This window comes from Paenibacillus sp. An7 (genome assembly GCF_009870785.1).
Classification (GTDB): Bacteria; Bacillota; Bacilli; order Paenibacillales; family Paenibacillaceae; genus Paenibacillus.
Genome location: NZ_WTWX01000002.1, coordinates 284,137 through 306,364, shown reverse-complemented (window position 1 = coordinate 306,364; position 22,228 = coordinate 284,137). Strand labels below are relative to the sequence as shown.

General features: G+C 42.6%; 17 protein-coding genes. 12 read left to right on the top strand and 5 right to left on the bottom strand.

The window, feature by feature from the left end:
* Positions 1–221: 221 nt before the first annotated feature.
* Positions 222–2,168: an ABC-F family ATP-binding cassette domain-containing protein gene (locus tag GQY27_RS04445; protein ID WP_160032311.1), complete on the bottom strand. Its 1,947-nt coding sequence runs from the start codon at positions 2,166–2,168 to the stop codon at positions 222–224.
* A 289-nt stretch (positions 2,169–2,457) separates the two neighbouring features.
* Here GQY27_RS04445 and GQY27_RS04440 point away from each other — a divergent pair, with 289 nt between their 5' ends.
* The 8 genes from GQY27_RS04440 to GQY27_RS04405 all read left to right on the top strand — a co-directional run bounded on the left by GQY27_RS04440 (position 2,458) and on the right by GQY27_RS04405 (position 8,329).
* A complete protein-coding gene (locus GQY27_RS04440; RefSeq protein ID WP_160032310.1) occupies positions 2,458–3,117 on the top strand; it encodes a 5-formyltetrahydrofolate cyclo-ligase in 660 nt (219 codons plus the stop codon).
* Positions 3,118–3,140: 23 nt separating this feature from the next.
* Entirely contained in the window at positions 3,141–3,647 is a 507-nt protein-coding gene (gene moaC, locus GQY27_RS04435; protein WP_160032309.1) for a cyclic pyranopterin monophosphate synthase MoaC, read from the top strand.
* A 16-nt stretch (positions 3,648–3,663) separates the two neighbouring features.
* A complete protein-coding gene (locus GQY27_RS04430) occupies positions 3,664–4,149 on the top strand; it encodes a MogA/MoaB family molybdenum cofactor biosynthesis protein (RefSeq protein ID WP_160032308.1) in 486 nt (161 codons plus the stop codon).
* Between the two features lie 135 nt (positions 4,150–4,284).
* Positions 4,285–4,527 (top strand): twin-arginine translocase TatA/TatE family subunit, encoded by a 243-nt coding sequence (tatA, locus tag GQY27_RS04425; RefSeq protein WP_160032307.1) that lies wholly within the window; start codon positions 4,285–4,287, stop codon positions 4,525–4,527.
* Positions 4,528–4,667: 140 nt separating this feature from the next.
* Positions 4,668–5,447 (top strand): twin-arginine translocase subunit TatC, encoded by a 780-nt coding sequence (tatC, locus tag GQY27_RS04420; protein WP_160032306.1) that lies wholly within the window; start codon positions 4,668–4,670, stop codon positions 5,445–5,447.
* 215 nt (positions 5,448–5,662) lie between these two features.
* Positions 5,663–5,944, top strand: coding sequence for a co-chaperone GroES (gene groES, locus GQY27_RS04415; RefSeq protein WP_160032305.1), 282 nt, complete (start codon positions 5,663–5,665; stop codon positions 5,942–5,944).
* Positions 5,945–6,017: 73 nt separating this feature from the next.
* Positions 6,018–7,652 carry a chaperonin GroEL gene (gene groL / locus GQY27_RS04410; protein ID WP_160032304.1) on the top strand — a complete coding sequence of 545 codons (1,635 nt, stop codon included), beginning with the start codon at positions 6,018–6,020 and terminating at the stop codon, positions 7,650–7,652.
* Positions 7,653–7,846: 194 nt separating this feature from the next.
* Positions 7,847–8,329 (top strand): hypothetical protein, encoded by a 483-nt coding sequence (locus tag GQY27_RS04405; protein WP_160032303.1) that lies wholly within the window; start codon positions 7,847–7,849, stop codon positions 8,327–8,329.
* Positions 8,330–8,421: 92 nt separating this feature from the next.
* Here GQY27_RS04405 and GQY27_RS04400 read toward each other — a convergent pair whose 3' ends face one another.
* On the bottom strand, positions 8,422–13,977 hold the full coding sequence (locus GQY27_RS04400) for an S-layer homology domain-containing protein (protein WP_160032302.1): 5,556 nt from the start codon (positions 13,975–13,977) through the stop codon (positions 8,422–8,424).
* Between the two features lie 461 nt (positions 13,978–14,438).
* Here GQY27_RS04400 and GQY27_RS04395 point away from each other — a divergent pair, with 461 nt between their 5' ends.
* Entirely contained in the window at positions 14,439–14,846 is a 408-nt protein-coding gene (locus GQY27_RS04395; RefSeq protein WP_160032301.1) for a hypothetical protein, read from the top strand.
* A gap of 60 nt (positions 14,847–14,906) precedes the next feature.
* Here GQY27_RS04395 and GQY27_RS04390 read toward each other — a convergent pair whose 3' ends face one another.
* The 3 genes from GQY27_RS04390 to fdhF are packed head-to-tail and all read right to left on the bottom strand — an operon-like array spanning position 14,907 to position 19,384.
* Positions 14,907–15,950 (bottom strand): P-loop NTPase, encoded by a 1,044-nt coding sequence (locus GQY27_RS04390; RefSeq protein ID WP_160032300.1) that lies wholly within the window; start codon positions 15,948–15,950, stop codon positions 14,907–14,909.
* Positions 15,951–15,966: 16 nt separating this feature from the next.
* A complete protein-coding gene (locus GQY27_RS04385; RefSeq protein WP_160032299.1) occupies positions 15,967–16,443 on the bottom strand; it encodes a helical membrane plugin domain-containing protein in 477 nt (158 codons plus the stop codon).
* 4 nt (positions 16,444–16,447) lie between these two features.
* A complete protein-coding gene (fdhF, locus tag GQY27_RS04380) occupies positions 16,448–19,384 on the bottom strand; it encodes a formate dehydrogenase subunit alpha (RefSeq protein WP_160032298.1) in 2,937 nt (978 codons plus the stop codon).
* 615 nt (positions 19,385–19,999) lie between these two features.
* Between fdhF and GQY27_RS04375 the strand changes: the two genes are divergently transcribed.
* The 3 genes from GQY27_RS04375 to moaA are packed head-to-tail and all read left to right on the top strand — an operon-like array spanning position 20,000 to position 22,228.
* Positions 20,000–20,347: a Na-translocating system protein MpsC family protein gene (locus GQY27_RS04375; RefSeq protein ID WP_160032297.1), complete on the top strand. Its 348-nt coding sequence runs from the start codon at positions 20,000–20,002 to the stop codon at positions 20,345–20,347.
* Positions 20,348–20,358: 11 nt separating this feature from the next.
* A complete protein-coding gene (fdhD, locus tag GQY27_RS04370) occupies positions 20,359–21,183 on the top strand; it encodes a formate dehydrogenase accessory sulfurtransferase FdhD (protein WP_160032296.1) in 825 nt (274 codons plus the stop codon).
* 28 nt (positions 21,184–21,211) lie between these two features.
* Entirely contained in the window at positions 21,212–22,228 is a 1,017-nt protein-coding gene (gene moaA / locus GQY27_RS04365) for a GTP 3',8-cyclase MoaA (RefSeq protein WP_160032508.1), read from the top strand.

The window sequence follows — 22,228 nt, the reverse complement described above, 5'->3', positions numbered from 1 at the left end:
TGAAAATAACAAAAAACCTTAACATGCATATGTAAGGTAAATTGTGGATAATGTGGATAAAACGGTGGATAATATTGGGTTTTCTGTGAAAATGGCTTTATAAAGCCAAAAAAACAGCCCAAAGGGCTGTTAAATTGGAATTGTTATCCACTTTTTCTGTGGATATAATTGTTAATTACTTTTTCATGCTGTAAATATGTCAATTTAAAGATTTATTTTTTCTATTCCGCGAGCTCTTCCCACTCTGCATAGACTTCGCTGAGCTTGTTCTTCCAAGTTTCGATGGACTGCTGAATTTCTTGTAGTTTCATGTAATCTTGGTAGATTTCAGGCTTCGCCATTTCCGTTTGCTCTTCTTCAATCTTACTCTCAATATCTGCAATTTGTTCTTCAAGACTTTCCAGCCTGCGTTGTCTGTTCCGCTCTTCCCGCTTTGCCTGCTTCTCTGCTTGGAAGAGATCAGCTCCAGATTTCTCAGTGGTAGAAGACGCCGAGGACTGTTTCGTTGTTGCCGCCTTCAGTTCTTGGCGTTCCTGCTCGATTTCTTCGAGTTCCTGTTTCTTCATCACATAGTCATCATAATTTCCTAGGAAATGCTTAGTTCCGCTAGGGTGCAGTTCGACAATGCGTTCCGCCATTTTATTCAGGAAATAGCGGTCATGTGAAATGAAGAGCAGGGTTCCTTCGTAATCGATCAATGCGGATTCAAGTACTTCTTTGCTGAATAAGTCCAAATGGTTCGTCGGCTCATCGAGTATGAGTACATTGGATTCTTGCAGCATAAGCTTCGCTAAAGATACACGGGCTTTTTCCCCGCCGCTCAGCGCACTGATTCGCTTCTGCACATCATCTCCACTGAAGAGGAAGTTACCGAGTACCGTACGAATACGTGCTTCTTCCATATGTGGATATTCACTCCACAATTCTTCGAGTACCGTATTTTTATCATTGAGATTTGTCTGTTCCTGATCATAGTATCCAAGTTTAATCTTGGTACCCCAATCGATCTGTCCTGAGCGAGGGTTCATCTGTCCTGTGAGGCATTTCAGCAGTGTGGATTTCCCGATTCCATTCGGTCCAATGAGAGCAACGGTTTCTCCTCTGCGCAGATCCATGTCGGCATGTTCGAAAAGCGGCTGGCTTTCTTTATCAAAAGCGACAGATAAGTCCCGCACATGCAGCACTTCTTTTCCAGACATATAAGCAATATCAAAAGAAAAATGGGCCCGTTTCAGATCCCCTTGCGGCCGGTCCATCACTTCCATTTTATCCAGTGCTTTACGCCGGCTTTGGGCACGTTTGGTAGTGGAAGCACGCACAATGTTCCGCTGAATAAACTCTTCCATCTTGGAGATTTCATCCTGCTGCTTCTCATATTGTTTCATCTGAGCTTCGTACTCTGCTGCTTTGATCTCCATATAACGACTGTAATTCCCCGTATACTTGCGGGAACGATGCCGCTCAATTTCTACAATTCCAGTAACAAGCCGGTCAAGGAAATAACGGTCATGAGAGACAACTAAGATGGCGCCTGAGTATGCACGAAGATAATCCTCCAGCCAAGTCAGTGTTTCAATATCTAGATGGTTCGTCGGCTCATCCAGCATAAGCACATCGGGAGCTTGAAGGAGAATTCGGGCAAGAGCAAGTCTTGTCTTTTGTCCGCCGCTGAGCGTAGAAATCTTCGTATCTACAGAAAATTCACCGAATCCCATCCCGTGAAGGACACTTCGAATCCGTGTTTCGATCTCATATCCGCCATGATCTTTGAACCAGTCTTGACGTACAGCGTAACGCTCCAGCAGATCGGCATATTTTTTCTCATCATTCATTTCTTTTGGATCAGCAATTCGCTGTTCCATCAGTCTTAGTTCTGCTTCCGCTTCCGTAAGGTGAGCAAAAACTTTCAGCATTTCTTCCCAGATGGTTCCATCCGATTCTAGTCCGCTGTTTTGGGCGAGGTACCCGATGGTTGTTTCTTTGGCTTTGAAAATTTGACCGCCGTCATAGGACATCTCACCAGCCAAAATTTTTAGAAGAGTAGATTTCCCTGCGCCATTGACCCCTACAAGTCCAATTCGTTCACGTTCTAATATCTGCAGGCTGACACCTTCAAGAATGCTGTCTATGCCATATCGTTTTATAATTCCAGATGCTTGAAAAAGCATGATGTTTCCTCCTGTCTAGAAAGCAATAAACTAGTCCTAGTTTACATGAAAAAGAGAGGCTTTGCACCGCTTAGAACAAGTTATAGCCGAAGTTACCCGTCCCCCCTTGATAAAAAGGGTTGAACTTTGTCTCGCTTATAGTCTTTTCATGAAATAGGTGATAAACTTAAGGTTAGAAAAAGCCGAAATGTGTTTCACATTAGTGGACGTCAGCAAGTGGGGATGAATGCGAATAAAAGGGTTGTGAATAACCACTTTTCACAGGGCAAATAAGACGGAGGGAAAGTGGATGGAAGTACATCCGGACAAGCTCCAATTAAAAAAGCAACTTCGAAGAAGAATGCTTGCGGTGCGTGAAGTACTGCCGCCTGAACAGCGAACAGAAGCATCAAGGCAGATATGTAAGTATGCCACTCAGGAGATGGACCTTTTGCGCAGCAAGCTTGAGCAGAAGAATCTAACTCTTTTTCTATATATGACTTTTCGTAGTGAAGCCGATACTTTTATGCTTTTGAAGAAGGCACTGGAAAAGGGAGACACGGTACTCGTACCGAAGGTGAAAGAGGATTCGGACCTTATGGAACTTAGGGAGATTAAGCGGATGACGGATGTGGAGCCGGGAAGATGGAACATTCCGGAGCCGGGCGATCATACCCTAGTCTATCCTGTAGAGAGATGGCCTGAGATTGATCTTGTCATTGTTCCAGGACTTGCTTATGACATTTGTGGAGGAAGAATTGGATATGGTGGAGGGTATTACGACCGCTTTGCCGAAAAGATGTATATGGAAGTTCAGAAAAAACAGATCGAAGGCCAAAATGTAACTTTACCTCTATATGCAGGGCTTGTTCTTCCCGGACAGCTGCTTCCACCGAATGATATTCCTATGGAACCGCAGGATTTTAGACTGAACCTTCTTTTTACAGAGGAGGGCGTTTTACATACTTAAATAAAAAAGGAACGTGATGGAACATGGATGCGAAGTCACAAAGCGGACAGATTGAAAGACAACAGCTGACTCATTTCAATGAGCAGGGACGTGCGAGAATGGTGGATATTTCGGGTAAAGAGATTACGGTTCGTACCGCGGTCGCACATTCAAAGATTACAATGAATGAAGCAACGCTCCACGCGATAAAGGCAGGTACAGTGGGAAAAGGGGATGTACTGGCCGTTGCACAAGTAGCCGGAATTCAGGCTGCCAAGCGTACTTCCGATTGGATTCCGATGTGTCACCCGCTGCCGCTTACCGGTGTTAACATTACTTTTGCAGATAACGGAGAACGCGAACTGTATATAGAAGTGTCCGTTAAGACAGAAGGAAAAACAGGAGTGGAGATGGAAGCTCTAACAGCTGCGTCAGCAACTGCACTTACCATTTACGATATGTGTAAGGCGATGCAGAAAGATATGATCATTGGTCCAACACTGCTGAGTTCCAAAACAGGCGGTAAAAGTGGAGATTATAAATTCAAATAGAGGGATGGGTGATCTTATGTTGTGGAAAACAGCGATCCTTACAGCAAGTGATAAGGGAGCGAGAGGAGAGCGGGAAGACACGAGTGCGCAGGTCATCCGTGAACTTGTCGAAGAAGAACTGGGCGGTGAGATTATTGAATACCGCATTGTACCTGATGAACCAGACGAGATCATTGCTGCGTTGATCGAAATGACGGATTATTTTCATGCGGATCTTGTTCTTACCACAGGCGGGACTGAACTTGCGATTCGAGATGTAACGCCAGAAGCTACGCGCAGAGTCATTGACCGTGAAGTGCCGGGTATGGCAGAGGCCATGCGGATGACGGTGCTGCAGAAGAACCGGGGAGCGATGCTCTTTAGAGGAATCTGCGGTATTCGTGGAAGAACTCTAATTGTGAATTTACCGGGAACTCCTAAGGGTGTGCACGAGAATCTCGCAGCGATTATGGACCAGCTCCCTGAGGCACTTTTGATGGTTACAGGACAATTTAGACAGTAAAGCCGGCCGAGTATTCCTTCCTTTTTCTTGTAAATACGGCTATGTATGTGATTACATTTGTGGTATGATTTCATGTAGATGGATGATTATGGATGGTAATCCATATGTATAGTACAACAAGAAGGAGGGGTATACATGCCAAATATCGGAGGAACGGGCTTTATTCTGCTTGTCATTGTTGCCTTGTTGTTATTCGGACCTAATAAGCTTCCTGAACTGGGACGAGCTGTCGGCAGAACGTTCCGTGAATTTAAGAATGGTGCGCAGGAGATCATGTCAGATGAATCATCATCCCGTAAGGGATCTTCAGCAAGTGAAGTAAAGCAAGCTGAAGCAGCAACGGTTCAGAAAACAGAGGATAAGCGCCTGCCAGAGTAATTGTATATACCTTATGCTTGCGCGCTTTAAGTCAGCGTGCCTTGCTAAGCGCTTATTTTAAGCAAATATTGATCCCTTCTTTGTAAGAAGGGTTTTGTTTTTTTTCTTCTAGCTGATGAGCAGAGAGAGGAGTGTTACGTTTGTCTGAACAAGAAGAAGGCATGACGCTGGTTAATCATTTGGGTGAACTGCGAAGACGTCTTGTCGCTGTACTGGTCGTTCTTCTGCTCGGACTGATTGGCGGTCTATTTATTAGTGACCCGATCTATCAATATTTGATAACCTATGGGCCTCTTCCGGGTATTGAACTGCATGCCCTTACGCTATGGGATGGACTAGGGATGTATATGAAGATTGCTCTGATTTTTTCACTCGTGATTACGTTGCCTTTTACTGCCTATCAGATTTGGAAATTTGTGAGTCCAGGTCTGACGCCAAGTGAGCAGAAAGCGACTGTACGTTATATTCCTTTTGTCCTTTTGTTGTTCTTATTAGGGATTGCTTTTTCCTACAAAATATTGCTCCCGATGGCCACTTCCTTTACAAGCAGTATTAATCAGAATCTTGGCCTTGTCGAAACGTATGGGATGGCACAATATTTTACGTTTATGTTTAATCTAATCTTGCCTGTATCATTGTTATTTGAACTGCCTGTTGTTGTAATGTTTCTGACGAAACTGCGAATTCTCAATCCACTGCGTTTGCGAAAAATGCGCCGGATCTCCTACTTTGCACTTGTATTTATCGCTGTATTTGTGACCCCACCTGATTTTATTTCCGATATTTTGGTTACAATTCCTTTGATTCTGCTTTATGAATTCAGTGTCTTTCTGTCATCTGTGGTTTACCGGAAACAGCTCGAAGAGACGGAGGAATATGAATCGAGATATGTGAAGGTTGATGCAGGGGAGAAGATCTAGGATAGAGCATAATTTTTACAGGATTGGAGAGAATGGAAGATGGCTTCATGTATAACTGAAAAGATCTGCTAAAAATCCTGAAAAGGACTTGAAATCATCTTCTAATTTCAGTATCATGAAATTGGTTGTTAGCACTGACGACTGTCGAGTGCTAATATAGAAGAGTGCAACAACCGTAAGATATGTAACTTACTTATTTAAGGAGGCTATTTTTCATGATCAGACCTTTAGGTGAACGCGTATTGGTAGAACCGATCGAACAAGAAGAGACAACAGCTTTCGGGATTGTACTTCCGGACTCTGCTAAAGAAAAACCGCAAGAGGGTAAAGTTATCGCTGTTGGCGCTGGAAGCTTAAAAGATGGCGTTCGTGTTCCTTTGGAAGTAAAAGAAGGATACCGCGTTATTTTCTCCAAATACGCTGGAACAGAGCTTAAATACGAAGGTAAAGAATATTTGATTATGAAGGAAAGCGACATTCACGCAATCTTGGGTTAATCTTCATTCGTGAAGAGCTTGAATATATGAATTGAATCGTTGATTTCATAATATATTAGGAGGTTTTATCACTATGGCTAAAGATATTAAATTCAGTGAAGACGCACGTCGTTCCATGCTTCGTGGTGTGGACGCTTTGGCAAACGCAGTAAAAGTAACACTCGGACCTAAAGGACGTAACGTTGTTCTTGAGAAAAAATTTGGCAGCCCCCTCATCACGAATGATGGTGTGACGATCGCAAAAGAAATCGAACTTGAAGATGCATTCGAGAACATGGGTGCTCAACTCGTTAAAGAAGTAGCTACAAAAACAAACGATGTTGCTGGTGACGGTACGACAACAGCTACAGTTCTTGCTCAAGCCCTTATTACAGAAGGTTTGAAAAACGTAACTGCAGGTGCAAGCCCAATCGGTATCCGTAAAGGGATCGACAAAGCGGTTCGTGCTGCTGTTGAAGAACTTCACAAAATCTCCAAACCAGTTGAAAACAAACAATCCATCGCACAAGTTGCTGCTATTTCCGCAGCTGACGAAGAAGTAGGCGAACTGATCGCTGAAGCAATGGAAAAAGTGGGTAACGATGGTGTTATCACTGTTGAAGAATCCCGTGGATTCGAAACTGAACTTGAAGTGGTTGAAGGTATGCAATTCGACCGCGGATACATTTCTCCATACATGATTACAGATACAGATAAAATGGAAGCTGTCCTAGACAACCCATACATTCTGATCACGGATAAAAAAATTACAAACACGCAAGAAATCTTGCCTGTTCTTGAAAAAATCGTTCAACAAAGCAAACCGCTTCTGTTGATCGCTGAAGATATCGAAGGCGAAGCGCAAGCGATGCTGATAGTGAACAAACTGCGCGGAACATTTAATGCAGTAGCAGTTAAAGCTCCTGGATTTGGTGACCGTCGTAAAGCAATGCTGCAAGATATCGCTGCTCTGACTGGCGGCCAAGTGATCACTGAGGAACTCGGACTTGATCTGAAATCCGCTACAATTGATCAACTGGGTACTGCTCGTCAAGTACGTGTTACAAAAGAAAATACAATCATCGTTGACGGTGCAGGAAGCAAAGAAGACATTGATGCTCGCGTAAAACAAATTCGTTCCCAACTCGAAGAAACAACTTCCGAGTTCGACAAAGAAAAATTGCAAGAGCGTCTTGCTAAACTTGCTGGCGGCGTAGCTGTTATCAAAGTTGGTGCAGCATCTGAAACTGAGCTGAAAGAACGTAAACTTCGTATCGAAGATGCACTGAACGCAACTCGTGCAGCAGTAGAAGAAGGTATCGTATCCGGTGGTGGTACAGCTCTTGTGAACGTATATGGCGCTGTAGCTGCAGTAGGTGAGAAACTTGAAGGAGACGAGCAAACGGGCGTGAACATCGTTCTTCGCGCACTGGAAGCTCCAATCCGTACAATCGCTGCTAACGCTGGTGAAGAAGGTTCCGTAATCGTGGACCGTCTGAAACGCGAAGAAGTTGGCGTAGGATTTAACGCTGCTAATGGTCAATGGGTAAACATGATCGACGCAGGTATCGTTGACCCAGCGAAAGTAACTCGTTCCGCATTGCAACACGCTGCATCTATCGCAGCTATGTTCCTTACTACGGAAGCAGTTATCGCTGACAAACCAGAACCAGCAGCTCCTGCAGGTCCAGACATGGGCGGCATGGGTGGAATGGGCGGCATGATGTAATAACAAGGTTTAAACCTTGTTGCTCCAATACATCGAAGTAGCCACATTTTAATCGAGGCATCTCAATAGTTCTCTGAACTATTGAGATGCCTCTTTCTTTTTAATGATTAATAATCTTATAAATTACTTGATGAGTTGTACTTTCATCTTTCGAACTATTAAGGCATATTAGTCATAATAAGGAGTGTATATCCATGTTTTTGAAATCAGCACAAATTTACAGTAATAACGAAAAACAGTTTATATTATCTCATCAAATTCTACTAAACGGTTTTTTAACAGAGTACGGAGAGGTTACCGAGTTGGAATGGAATTGTAGTGAAGAGACTTTACAAAAAGTGTTACTTGAAGCGTTAAATAAATCAAATACAATAACTTTGGAAAAAGAAGATAAAGTGGATCCTTTAGCAAAGTATCTAGGAATAAAAAGTTGGAAAAAGGCAAAAAGTGATAAAAAACTAGTTATGGTGAATCATCATTTTGATGACGATCCTTATTTTAAAGTTACTGCTACAAAAAAGATGAAGAATGGAGCGTACCTCGGCATAAAGAGTGTAGAGATTCTCGAAGATGAAGCTCTACAAGACAATAACCTTGCTAAAAGTGTGCTGAAGGCTTATAAATTACGCATAAGACCCCTGACTCATTACAGAGCCAGGGGTCTTACACTTGATTAATAAATATGTTCCTCTGCAAGCTGAGTAAATACTTCACCGATCACAGAATCCTCGTCATAGCCGGAGGGGTCTGTATTTTTCTGCTTGCGTTTTTACTTAGCGAGATACTCGACGAACCTTGCAAAGATGGTGGCTACTTCGGCGCGGGTTGCGTTGGCGTTGTGGTCAAAGAGGTTGCCCGGCTTGCCTGATACAATGCCCATGCCCTGCAGTGCCTGAACAGCCTCGAGTGCCCATGAGCTGATCTCATTCTCGTCTGCGAAGGACGTAGATTGGCTTTTCGGTATCTCAAAGCCTTTGTACTTCATGTAATTGTACAGGATCACAAGCATTTGCTCACGTGATACCGTTGAATTGGGTTTAAATTGGTCTGCACCTATACCGCTGACTATGCCTTTTTCGGCTGCCCACTCGACTGCCGCGGTGTACCACTGATCCTTCGGCACGTCATTAAAGCGGGAACTTGCGCTGCCCGAGCGGTTTACGTTCTCGAGGTTGGCTAGTGCCTGCACAAACATCGCACGCGTCATAGCAGTTTCCGGTGAGAACGTCGTGGACGTTGTTCCGTTGAAAAGATTAAATGTGTAGGCGAAGTTTACATGGCTGTAGAACCAGTTGCCATTGTGTACATCATTGAAAGGGTTACCTGATACGACGTTGAAGCCTAGTGCAGTATCGTCATTGAGCACAAGCTCCGTGCCCTTTTGAATGTTCAACGATACGCCGTTATCTAAGCCAACACTCGCGCCGGCAGATCCTATCACGACCTTACCTTTCGAGTCTATCGTTGTGCCTTTTGGTACCTCAATCTTTGTTCCGCTCTTAGTCACAATTTCACCGCCACCAGGAAGGGTAGTGATGCCATTTTTGTCTGTGACTGCAGGCTTATCTTTCGGTGTGTTCAATGTGTAGGTCGGCTTAGAAGAACCCGTGTCTGCCCCAGTGCCAGTATTGCTGGTGTTGTCTCCTGAAGGTTTAGGCACATTTGGATTCGAAGGTGTCGGATTTGGAGTCGGTGTAGGTGACGGATTTGGATTTTGAGTAGGAGTGTGCTTCGGTGTCGCTGCCACACTTTTCTCCGCACTGTCGCCCTTGGAACTTACTGCTACGATCTTGAAGGTGTATTCTTGGTCATTGGTCAGACCTGTAAAAGTGTACTCATACGTCGACTTATCCACGGTGATTGGTGTCTTGTCACCGTACCAGACTTTATAGCCCGATATCGCGCTGCCTCCGTCGTTTGCTGGAGCAGTCCATTTCAGTGTAACCTGTTTGTCGCCCGCCGCCGCTGTGAAGCTGCTTGGAGCATCAGGCACACCTGATTTACGCTGTGAGAACATCCAATCAAAGACTTCTGAGTAGTCGTTGTTCCAAGATGGTAAGTTAGAAGACTGTGCTGTTGGAGCTATGCTCCAATTCCCCATCGTAATCTGGTTGTAGAGAACGGCCGCTTCTACTTCATGCGCAATATAGTCGAGCAGGGGAGGAGTATTATTCGGATTTGGTCTTTGACTTGGCTGATCATATTGGTTGTATGGCCAAGTAAGAGCCTCATTGCTCTCGAAACGAGAAGCCCTTGCATTAGTCATTTTCGGCATATTGTTATTTATGAAGTTATTGAGGTTAGTCTGGTATCCTCCCACATTATGAGCATTTACAAATATCCAATAGGCGAGATCTTTATGAGCTTCATTTACACTTGCTTCCGGTGAGCCGAATACCGGGGCCATAGGTGCACCTGCTGCGAAGAAGCCAGGATATGTGTTAATTAAGGTATTCGTATACGCGCCGCCCCATGAAAAGCCAGCAACGTAAATACGGTTAGGATCTACTAATCCTTCTGCCACTAAGTTGTCGATCACTTTCTTAACATCGTCTGTTTTTGGAGTGGAAGTCCCATTATAGGAAATATTCAAAATATGGCTAGCGTATTTACTAGGATTTTTCTCCATATTCTTCATCAAGGCAACCGAACCGTTAGCAGATTTCATAGATGCTTTTTGATCGATTTTTGACTGTGTGCCGCCTCGCGACATCCCGTGCGTATACACATATAGCGGCATTCCTTGCAGTACTTCGCCTTTTCCATCCTCGTGAAGGTAGAGGGCGTAATTGAATGAATCATTCGTATGTGTTGTAAACTTGTCGAGGATTGGATTCACAACATTTGTCTGTTTAAAGACGGCGTTATTAAGCGAATCACCTTTCGTCAGCACGATATCGCCTTTTTGAACAATGTTGTAATTTTGCTTTGTCGAGTTACTGGTTCCGTCCAGCGTTGTTCTACCGCCGGCTTCTGTATAAAACTCAAGCTCAATTACGATGTAACGGCCGCTATCCAGTCCGGCTTGATAATCCGGTGAATTGCTTACTTTCCCAACATAACCGCGCACTTTCGGTTCGTCGTTGGCGTATACTCTTGAGATCTTGCGTGTTCCTTCAAAGACCAACTGGTCACCGACCAAGGTTGTGTTCTTTGCCGATACGTTAAACAAGCCTGCTTGAAGTTTGGAACCTAATGCTTCATTTCCTTCGCCTAAGTCAATAATGACTGCTGTTGTGTACTCGCCGCTAGCAAAGTTGTCATTCCATACGATAAAAGGAAGTTGATCAGCGGCTGGATCATCTTTGAACGTGACACGAATCTCATGGTCAGCACTAATATTGGTTAAAGAGAAAGTATTATCGCTGGATATATTCACAGCTTTGCCATCAACCGTTACAGTATCAACAATATTGCCTTGATTAGGGGTAATCGTAAAAGTAATATCTTCGCCTTTTTCCATTCTCAGAACATTGCCGGGTGCGTTTGGCGATATGTTGCCGCCCGTATCCGCCTGGATGGAGATGGAGAATCTAGTATCTACTTCATCGGCTTCAATAAGCCTCAAGCTGTCTCTAAATGCAGCATCGCTGCCATAACCCGTGTCCGGATCTCCAAAAGCGGAAACGACTTCATAGCGATCCGCGCCTTTTTCACTCGAGTTATTAATGTAAATATCGAAGGTAAACTTGCCTGGCTCTAAGATCAGGTCTCTTTTTGGAATTCTCATCTCTACGATGTATCCAGTTTCTGTAATTTGGGTCCACGCAGCTCTGTCCGTATGGGACTGTCCTGAGTATATGCCTGTTGAACTAACACGCCATTGGTTAGAACCATTGGATCCTGGGCCGACATAAAACTCTAAGCTATCGTACGTATGATCCCCGCCTGGTCCCTGATACACATTGCTATCCTGTACAACTACGCGGGAATACAGGTAGTCATTGTCCCAAAGGATTCTGGCTGTGCCGGTGGCGTGAGGTCTAGAATCGCCAGGAACCGTACTTTTATTAATAGGATACTCCTTTGTTTTGGACCATAGTGGGTCGTTCGATCCAAGCTCAGGAGTTCCATATGATGCGGTTGGAGCATCTGGCAGTACCATTTGTTTACTCTGTGAGAACATCCAATCAAAGACGTCTGTGTAGTCATTATCCCAAGAGGGTAAATTAGGGGACTGTGCTATTGGAGCCATGCTCCAAGTCGTCTTAGTAAACGGATTCTCCATAGTAATCTCATTGTAAAGAACCGCTGCTTCTACTTCGTGTGCTATATAGCGAAGCAGTGGAGGGTCGTTTTCTAGATTTGGTCTTTGGCTTGGTTGATCATACTGATTGTATGGCCAAGTAAGAGCCTCATTGCTATCAAAACGAGAAGCTCTTGTATTAGTTAAATCTGAAATATCTTTGGAAATGTTATCAACGTTATTCGCTCCAGAATCATAAGTGTTAACAAATAACCAGTAGGCCAAATCTTTGTGAGCTTCGTTTTTGCTCGCTACCGGCCATCCAGATGAAATTCCCAAAGGTGCAGCTGCTGCGAAAAATCCAGGGAAGGTATTAATTAAGTTGCTCGTAACCCCGCCGCCCATTGAGAAGCCCGACGCGTAAATACGGTTCGGATCAACTAACCCGCTGGCAATCATGTCGTCGATAATCGCCTTAATATTGCCTACTTGCGGAGCAGAACCGTCACTATAGGAAATATTCAGAATATGACTGGCATATTTGTCAGGATCCTTCTCCATTTTCTTCATTAGAGCAACCGAACCGTTAGCGGATTTCATGGATGCTTTTTGGTCGATATGTGCCTGTGTGCCGCCGCGAGAAAAGCCGTGGGTATAGACATATAGCGGCATTCCTTTCAGCTCTTCACCATCGTTATTCTTATGAAGATAGAGTGCATAATTGACCGAATTATTTGTATGTGTTGTGAATTTGTCAAGGATCGGGTTTACAACTTTTTCTTGTTTGAAGACAGTGTAGCTAAGTGAATCGCCTTCAGTTAACTTGATAGTGTCCTTTTGAACAATGTTGTAATTTTGCTTTGTTGAGTTACTTCCATCCAGCGTTGTATTCCCGCCGACTTCTGTATAAAACTCAAGCTCAGCTACGATGTAACGGCCACTTTCCAGACCGTCCTGATAATCCGGTGATTTGTGTGGTTTTCCAAGATAGCCGCGCACTTTTGGTTCGTTGTTGGCGTATACTCTTGCGATTTTGCGTGTTCCTTCAAAAACCACTGAGTCACCGCTAAAGGTTGTGTCCCTGGCTGATATGGTAAACAGACCTGGATGAAGTTCGGAGCCTACTGCTTCTTTCCCTTCGCCTAAGTCAATGATGACAGCCGTGGTGTACTCGCCTCTAGCAAAGTTGTCGTTCCATACGATAAAGGGAAGCTGATCTGCAGCTGAATCATCTTTAAATGTCGCATGAATGTTAAGATCAGTCTGAATATCTGTTACAGAAAAAGTATTATCGCTGGATATAGTTGCAGACTCGCCATTTACCGTTACGTTGTCTACAATTTTTCCGTTATTTGGAATGAGTGTGAATGTTTTTTCTGAGCCAGGAGTGACCCGTAGAACATTGCCGGGTGCGTTCGGCATTATTTGTCCGCCCGTATCCGTCAAGAGGGTGATGGAGTGTCTGTCATCCAGTTCACTGGCCTCAATGAGCTCTAGGCTGTCTGTAAATGCAGCATCACTATTAAAACCTGTGTCTGGATCACCGAAAGCGGAAACAACTTCATAGCGATCCCCGCCAATTTCAGATGAGTTATTGATATAAACTTCGAAGGTAAGCTTGCCTGGCTGAAGTGTTAGGTTTCTTTTTGGGATTCTCATCTCCACGATGTATCCCGTATCCGTAAATTTGGTCCATGCAGCTCTGTTTGTATCGGACTGCCCTGAAAAGACACCCGTTGTACTAACGCGCCATTGGTTTGAACCGCTGGACCCTGGGCCGACGTAAAACTCAAGGCTGTCGTATGTATGATTCGGACCGGATCCCTGATATACATTGCTGTCTTCTACAACTACGCGGGAATAAAGGTATTCGTTGTCCCAGAGGATTTGGGCTGTGCCCGTGGCATGAGGTCTAGAATCGCCGGGGATAGTGCTTTTGTTGATGGGATACTTTTTTGTCTGTGACCACAGCGGGTCGTTCGACCCGAGTTCGGGAGTTCCGAAAAGGGCGGTAGGCGTTTCATTCGCTTCTGCGTACTCGATGTTGTCATTTTCGGCGGCAAAGCTGACAGGCATTAGCGACGTCGTCATTACCAGGCAACAGAGGAACGCGAGCATTTTGCGAAACCGTTTTGACATTAATGAAAATCCTCCTTGTTTTTTCGATCGGGTGCATCCATGGATTACCCGCATCTTATTTGGGATACATTGTAAATTTGACCAGTATCCAACTATATGATATAATCATTTCAAATAGTTTACAATCAAATTAATTTTTGTCACTAACTGAAAACGCTTACTGTAAAGTTTATTTGAAATTTTTCTGTGCGTTATTTGCTTGATAATTGTAAATAACCAGACTTTTGAATGTCATTGCCTTACAGAGTGTCGTCTTAATAGATCGAGTTTGGTGTTGCAATCACTGTTGTGAAATGACCACTTCTTAATCATTCTATTAAGAAGTGGTTTTTGCATAGGAGACACAACGGTGGACACTGACTGATCAAAGCAGGAGGGGAGCATAAAGTTTTTAAGCAACATATACAGTAATTTTAAAAATAGGTTTACATAATTTAAAAGTAGTTAGGGGATTGTTCATTTTGCCATCAAGTAATAACATAAATAAAGCATTCGAAACAATTGAGTTCAGAGGTTTGGCAGTAGATGCGTATTTAACTACTCAGCTATCAGGAGTTCGCAAGGTTGCGGAAAAGGAATTCACTTATGGATATAAGAAGAAAAGATCGGATGGTAGTGAAACGAATAAATTTGCAACTCTGATGATTCTTAGAGGCGATCCAGCAATAGTACTGCATGTTGGCGATAAAGCAGATAAACATGGACTTAGGATTCAACAAGAAGTAGATAAGAAATTAAATCAAACTTATAAAAGAAATCAAAATCAAATTGATGAAAAAGCGCATGAAGTTTTTATAAAGTTAGATTGGGTTAAGGAGTTAGCGGATATAACACCATTTATTAATGAAGCATATGAAAAAAGAGATTAACATACATATAAAACTAAACCCCTGACTCATTAAAGAGCCAGGGGTTTTAGCTTTCTTTTACTATTGATAAATAAGTTCCTCTGCAAGATGGGTGAATACTTCACCGATCACAGAATCCTCATCATAGACGGAGGAGCCTGTGTTTTCTTCAGGTTGAGCAAAAGGTACCTGAGCAATGATATGGGAATGAAGCTCTTCTGCTAATTTCTCGGCACCGCCTTGACCCAGTAGGTAGTTCTTTTCACCGTTCGATTCAAAGTAGGCCATGTTCTCAACCACACCAAGAATCGAATGTTTGGTATGCTGCGCCATAACTCCTGCACGAGAAGCGACATGGGAAGCAGCGTAGTGAGGAGTGGTCACTATAATCTCCTGCGCTTGCGGAATCATAGCTGCCACATCAATGGCGACATCTCCTGTACCGGGAGGTAAATCGAGCAAAAGATAATCGAGCTCACCCCAATGGGTGTTCGTAAGGAAATTACGAATCCACTTGTTCAGCATCGGGCCGCGCCACATGACAGGCTGGTTATCTTCTGCAAAGAAGCCCATCGACATCACTTTTACCCCATGACTTATAACAGGAATCGCGGTTTGGTCAATCATGGTTGGCTTTTGGCCAATCTTCATCATCGCAGGGATACTAAATCCATAAATATCTGCATCTAAAATCCCTACACGTTTCCCAAGCCGGGCAAGTGCTGCGGCTAAGTTAATCGTAACCGTAGACTTACCGACACCGCCTTTACCGCTCGTCACTGCAATGAACGTAACCCCAGACTCAGGCAGAAGCATCTTCGGCATACCTTGTTCCGTAGCATTTTGTGTTTTTAATGAAGAGGTTATATTTCGGCGTTCTTCATCTGTCATGGAACCAAACGTAATCGAAACGCTGGATGCACCAATTTCTTTTAGTGCCTGTTCAATATCCTGCTGTATCTTTGCTTTTAGCGGGCAACCTTGAATAGTTAAAATAACGTCCAGCGTGACATGCGTACCGTCAACCTTTATATTCCGAACCATATTTAGGTCAACGATACTTTGATGAAGTTCCGGGTCATTAATGTTCTTTAATGTTTGTAAAATTTGTTCATTTGTCAGCATGTAAGAAACCACCTTCTTATTTTAAGCCTTTGCCAAGTCCTTTTAAAAAGTGGATTCCAAAATTTAAAGAGCGATTGACATCGGGATCATTTAATAGTTTTAAAAGTTTGAAGGCACTAATCTTTTCATCTGATTCAATAGCCTTATTTGCTTCATCTAGGCCTGTAGTTAAGCTGTTAATCAGCTTCGCTGTTGTTTCCGGTTCGACTTCAGACAGCGCTCCAGCAGCACCCATTAAGTTATTGATGATATTTGTAACAGGTTTACGAGTCATTTGACCAAGGGCAATTTTTGCGACATCTTCTTTTGCTTCTAGTAGTTTTCCCGCTGCTTCTAGTGCTCCCATATCATTCAAATCAGCCATGATCGAAAAAACTTGATTCACCATTTCTTCATTTTCAGAAAGAAGCTGTTTTAAATTTTCTAACTTCTCTTCCTTAAGTTGTTCTTCTGTCACTTGTTGTTTTCTTATCGTTGTAATTGGCGCAGCCATACCATCACTTCCCTTCGTTAGTCGTTGTTAAGTGTACGTATCCAGGACGGTTCCATTTACGCTCGACTTCAACGCCATTTTGTGGATGACGTTTCTTATAACGCGGATTTGTTCTAGGCAGCGGATTTTTTCCTTTTGGCTTCAGTATTTCCACACGTACTTTTGTTTGTTTGTAAGCCGGTGTAGATGTATTGATATCTGCAGCCGGTCCGGTTAAGAAGTTGATTGCTGAATCTTTGCTGACCGAGTTCATTGGTAGGAATAATTCATTTCCTTGGACCCGATCGGTTATTAGGGCATTAAGTTTTAATGCGCCGTACGGTGATACGAGACGAAGCAGGGCTCCATCTTCAATACCGCGTTCTTTGGCGAGTTCAGGTGATACTTCCACAAAAATCTCAGGTACTTTCGACTGAATCCCTTTGGATTTATTCGTCATATTTCCTTCATGAAAGTGTTCAAGCATACGACCATTGTTAATTAGGCAGTCATACTGTGCTTCATATTCAACAGGCTGTACCCAATCATGTAAAGCGAAACGTGCTTTTTTATCCGGGAAGTTAAACCCATCTTCATAGAGCAGAGGTGTATCTTTTCCGTCCAGACTACCCCAGCAGAAGCTGCCCCAATCTGCAAGAACATCATAGTTTGCTTCAGCGAAGATCGGAGACAGGCTGGCCATTTCATCGAAAATTTCACTTGGATGGCTGTAATTCCAATCCGCACCTAAGCGGCGAGCGACGGCCTGAAGAATCTCCCAATCGGCTTTAGATTCACCGAGTGTTGGCAGTACTTGATAGAGACGCTGTACACGGCGTTCTGTATTGGTGAACGTACCTTCTTTTTCAAGCGATGGCGCTGCTGGCAGAATCACATCTGCGTATTGTGCTGTACGTGATAGGAAGATGTCTTGTACAACAAAAAATTCGAGCTGTGAAAGCACTTGATCTACGTGGTTTGCATCACAGTCCACTAGAGCCATATCTTCGCCTACAAGATACATAGCTTTCATCTTACCTTCCATAATCGCATCTAACATTTGCATGTTTGTACGACCTGGCTCTGGCTTGATTTTTACACCATATGCTTTTTCAAATTTCTCACGTTCTGCATCATTCGTTACTTTTTGATAACCCGGCAGCAGATTCGGAAGTGTACCCATGTCACAAGCACCTTGCACATTGTTATGACCACGAAGCGGGTAGGCTCCTGCACCAGGACGGCGATAGTTACCGGTAGCAAGAAGTAGATTAGAAATCGCTGCGGATGTGTAGGAACCTCCTGTATTTTGAGTAACACCCATTCCCCAAAGCACACAGGTTCCGTCTGCATCACGAATCATTTCGGCCACTTGAATCAGTGTTTCTTTTGAAATCCCAGTCTGTTGTTCTGCATATTCCAGAGTGTATTTATCAAGTACGGATTTAAAGTCATCATAGAAATTCACGTTCTCTTGAATGAAAGATTCGTCATGCCAACCTTGATCAATGATGTATTTGGTAACAGCCATGAGCCATACTTGGTCTGTGCCTTGTTTTGGACGCATGAAGATGTCAGAACGCTCAGCCATTTCATGTTTACGGATATCGGAAACAATTAATTTTTGACCGTGTAATTTATGGGCACGTTTGACTCGAGTCGCTAATACAGGGTGACCTTCTGCCGGGTTTGCCCCAACAATGATGACAAGACCAGCCTTTGCGATATCTTTAATCGTTCCTGCATCTCCACCCATACCTACGGTACGCATGAGTCCGTCGGTAGCAGGAGACTGGCAATAGCGTGAACAGTTATCGACATCGTTCGTTTCAAACAATTGACGAGCCATTTTTTGAATCAAGTAGTTTTCTTCGTTTGTAATTTTGGAAGAGGAGATAAATCCGACAGAACCTGTACCGTATTCTTTTTGAATACCGCCAAGTCTAGATGCAATCAGATCTAGCGCTTCATCCCATGATGCCTCAACAAATTCATTGTTTTTGCGAATTAGTGGTTTCGTAATCCGTTCTTCGGAGTTCACGAAGTCCCAACCGAATTTCCCTTTGACACAAGTAGATACTGCATTTACAGGACCGTCAGAAGGTTGGACTTTTAGGATTTTTCGATCTTTGGTCCATACTTCAAATGAGCAGCCTACACCACAGAAAGTACATACGGTCTTTGTTTTTTTCGTGCGTTTACTGCGCATGGCAGCTTCGACCTCAGAAACAGCAAAGATACCGCTGTACCCAGGTTCAACTTCCTTAATCAAATCGATCATCGGATCAAGCATATCTTGTTTCAGTCCAGTCATAAAACCGGCTTCACCAAGCATTGTTTTCTCCATTAGTGCGTTACATGGACAGACGGTAACACATTGTCCGCAGCTTACACAGGAAGAATCGTTGATCGCAACGCCTTCATCCCAGATCACTCGTGGTCTTTCGGCTTCCCAGTCAATGGATAACGTTTCGTTCACTTGCAAGCTTTGGCATACTTCTACACATTGCCCGCATGCGATACATTGGTTCGGATCATATCGATAAAATGGATGTGACATATCGACTTCATGGGGTTCCACTTTTGGTTTGTAGGGATATTTTTGATGTTCAATTTCCATGAGTTCTGCCGTGTTATGTAATTTACAGTTGCCGTTATTGTTGTCACATACAGTGCAGTAGAGTAAATGATTTTCGAGTATACGGTCCATAGCTTCGGTTTGCGCAGCTTTCGCCTTTTCGGAATTCAGCTGAACGTTCATACCGTCTACAGCTTTTGTGGAACAAGAACGAACAAGTTCGCCATTGACTTCAACGATACATGTATCACAAGTTTGGATAGGATCAACAGAGGGTACATGGCAGATTTGCGGATGAGGGATGCCGTTTTGATTAATGGTATCCAGGATGGTTGCTCCTTCTGCTGCATCATACGGTACGCCATTGATATTAATTTTGGTCAAGGTAATTTCCTCCTTTTGTTCTAAGAGACTTATATGTTCACAGGATCCTATTTAGGATGAATAACGAATAAAATAACGAGTTGATGATTAGATTTAATGAAACAGTGATTGCCAGGTGTCCGTGTGAAATAGGTTTATAAAATAAAAAATCCACCATGAAACAGCATGCTCTATACATGCTGAATGTTCATGGTGGATAAAATTCATAGCAGGCCGTGCTATAAATCCAATCTACTACATTTCAATTTTTAGTATACCAATAGAATTCAAATATTAAGATCCATATGAAAAATGAGTTCAATTCTATTCTATAAACCCATGTAGGAATCAAAATACGTAAACACCATTCGTATATCATTTATTATAGCTCTTTTCAATTAGAATGATCAATAATATCAATAAAATTAATTAATGAGAGTCTTTATCATTTGTATTCTCTAAACAGAATCAACTAAAAAATTAGCTGAACTTTTGATAAGATAAATGGACAAGAGAAACCATTACTAGTACTATTTTAACTACATAAGCTGCTGATTTCATACAAAATGATAAGGGTTATCCTTATGAAAATACGATAATAAACAAAAGTTTCATAATGATAGGAGATTCGTTAAAATGTCAAAAAAAATACATGAATTTAATGACATGATTCGAAAACTACGCAAAGATAAATTTGGAAAAGGACCCGATCGTATTCATACGGTTTTCGTTGAGAATATGGCAGTTTCCACACTTTATGGAAACATCACACCTACCGAAAAATTCATTGCGAGTACTCCTGAAGGATTAAAAATGGTTCATGCAGCACGTACAAGTATGATCCAAGATTTGTACAGTGAATCGCCTCCAGAAGGCATGGAACAACTCGTAGGTTCGAAATTGCTGCATTTATTTTCAGATATCAAAATTGAAGAGGATTTTGCTATTTCTGTATTTGTTTTTGAAGATAATATTAGTGAATAAGAGGATGCCTTATGGAAAATGCAGTAACAAGAAAGGTTATACATGTTGCAGATAAACAAATCAAAGAAATAGAAGATCTCGTGGTAACAGAACATGCAGTTACGGTTAAAATTAACCAAGAAGAATTTGTTACCATGGTTTGCACACCAGAGTATGTAGAAGATATGGTTGTTGGATATTTAGCTTCTGAACGGATCATTCGGAGTGCGGGTGACCTTGAAGACATTTGGTACCAGCCAAAAGAAGGTTATGTGCATGTCAAAACAAAGAACGTGAATCCTTTTTATCAACAATTTCAAAATAAACGATATATTACTTCTTGTTGCGGGATGAGCCGCCAAGGTTTTGTGTTTGCAAATGATGCACTGGTAGCCAAAAAAATGGAAGATATTCATGTCAGAGTTACTACCGAGGATTGTTTCCGTTTAATGAACGATCTGCAAGATTCCGCTGAGACATTTAAAAAAACAGGCGGTGTGCATAATGCATCGTTATGTGATGTGAATGGAATTATACTAAGCCGTATGGATATTGGACGTCATAATGCACTTGATAAAATATATGGATATTGCCTGCGAAATAACATCAGCTTGAAAGATAAAATCATCGTATTCAGCGGACGAATTTCATCGGAAATTTTACTTAAAGTATCCAAAATTGGTTGTGAAATTGTCTTGTCCAAATCTGCTCCCACCGAACTTGCTCTGCAACTGGCAGATGAACTCGGTATTACAACGGTAGGTTTTATTAGACAGAATTCACTTAATATTTATACACATAAAGAGCGTATTCTTTTACCTGAGCAAGATGCAGAAAACGGACCTGTAAATGAATAACTCTTACTAATGAAAGAAGGAGATTACAATTTCGAATCTACAAGACCAACTACATAGACCTCTAAGAGATATAAGGATATCCGTGACAGACCGATGTAATTTTCGTTGTCAGTATTGTATGCCTGCCGAGGTATTTGGTCCAGATTTTGCTTTTTTACCGTCTGATAAAATACTCAGTTTCGAAGAAATTGAAAGATTAGTTAAGATTTTCGTCTCATTAGGTGTGAAAAAAGTACGTATTACGGGCGGAGAACCTTTACTGCGTCAAGATCTGCCTAAATTAATAGGACAGATTCACCGCATCGCTGGGGTAGAAGAGATTGCCTTAACGACCAATGGCACTTTACTAAAAAAATACGCACATGATTTAGCAAAAGCAGGATTATCACGAGTCTCGGTTAGTCTGGATTCCTTAGATGAAGATCGTTTTTTTGAGATGAATGGTCATCGTGGCAAGGTGTCAACGGTATTAGAAGGAATAGAAAAAGCAGCAGAGGCCGGACTGCAAGTGAAGATCAATATGGTTGTGCAAAAAGGGAAGAACGAGCAAGATATTGTACCTATGGCAAGGTTTTTTAAAGAGAAAGAGCATATCCTTAGGTTTATTGAGTATATGGATGTTGGGAATTCAAATGGTTGGCGATTGGATGACGTAGTGTCGAAAAAAGAAATTATTGACCAGATTAACGAGTTCTCTCCTTTGACACCTACCGAGCCTAATTATATAGGGGAAGTAGCTACGCGTTATCAATATGAAGATGGTCAGGGTGAAATCGGCGTGATTTCTTCGGTTACCGATTCTTTTTGTGGGACTTGTTCCCGTGCACGGATCTCTGCCGAAGGGAAACTATATACTTGTCTATTTGCCACAGAGGGAACGAATTTGCGGGATTTATTACGGTCTGGGGAAGATGATGAATCGATCACCCGGTTTATTTCAAACGTATGGGAAAATAGAGATGATCGCTATTCCGATGAACGTAATGAAGAGACAATGAGAAAAAGAAAGAACTCGAAAATTGAAATGTCACACATCGGTGGTTAA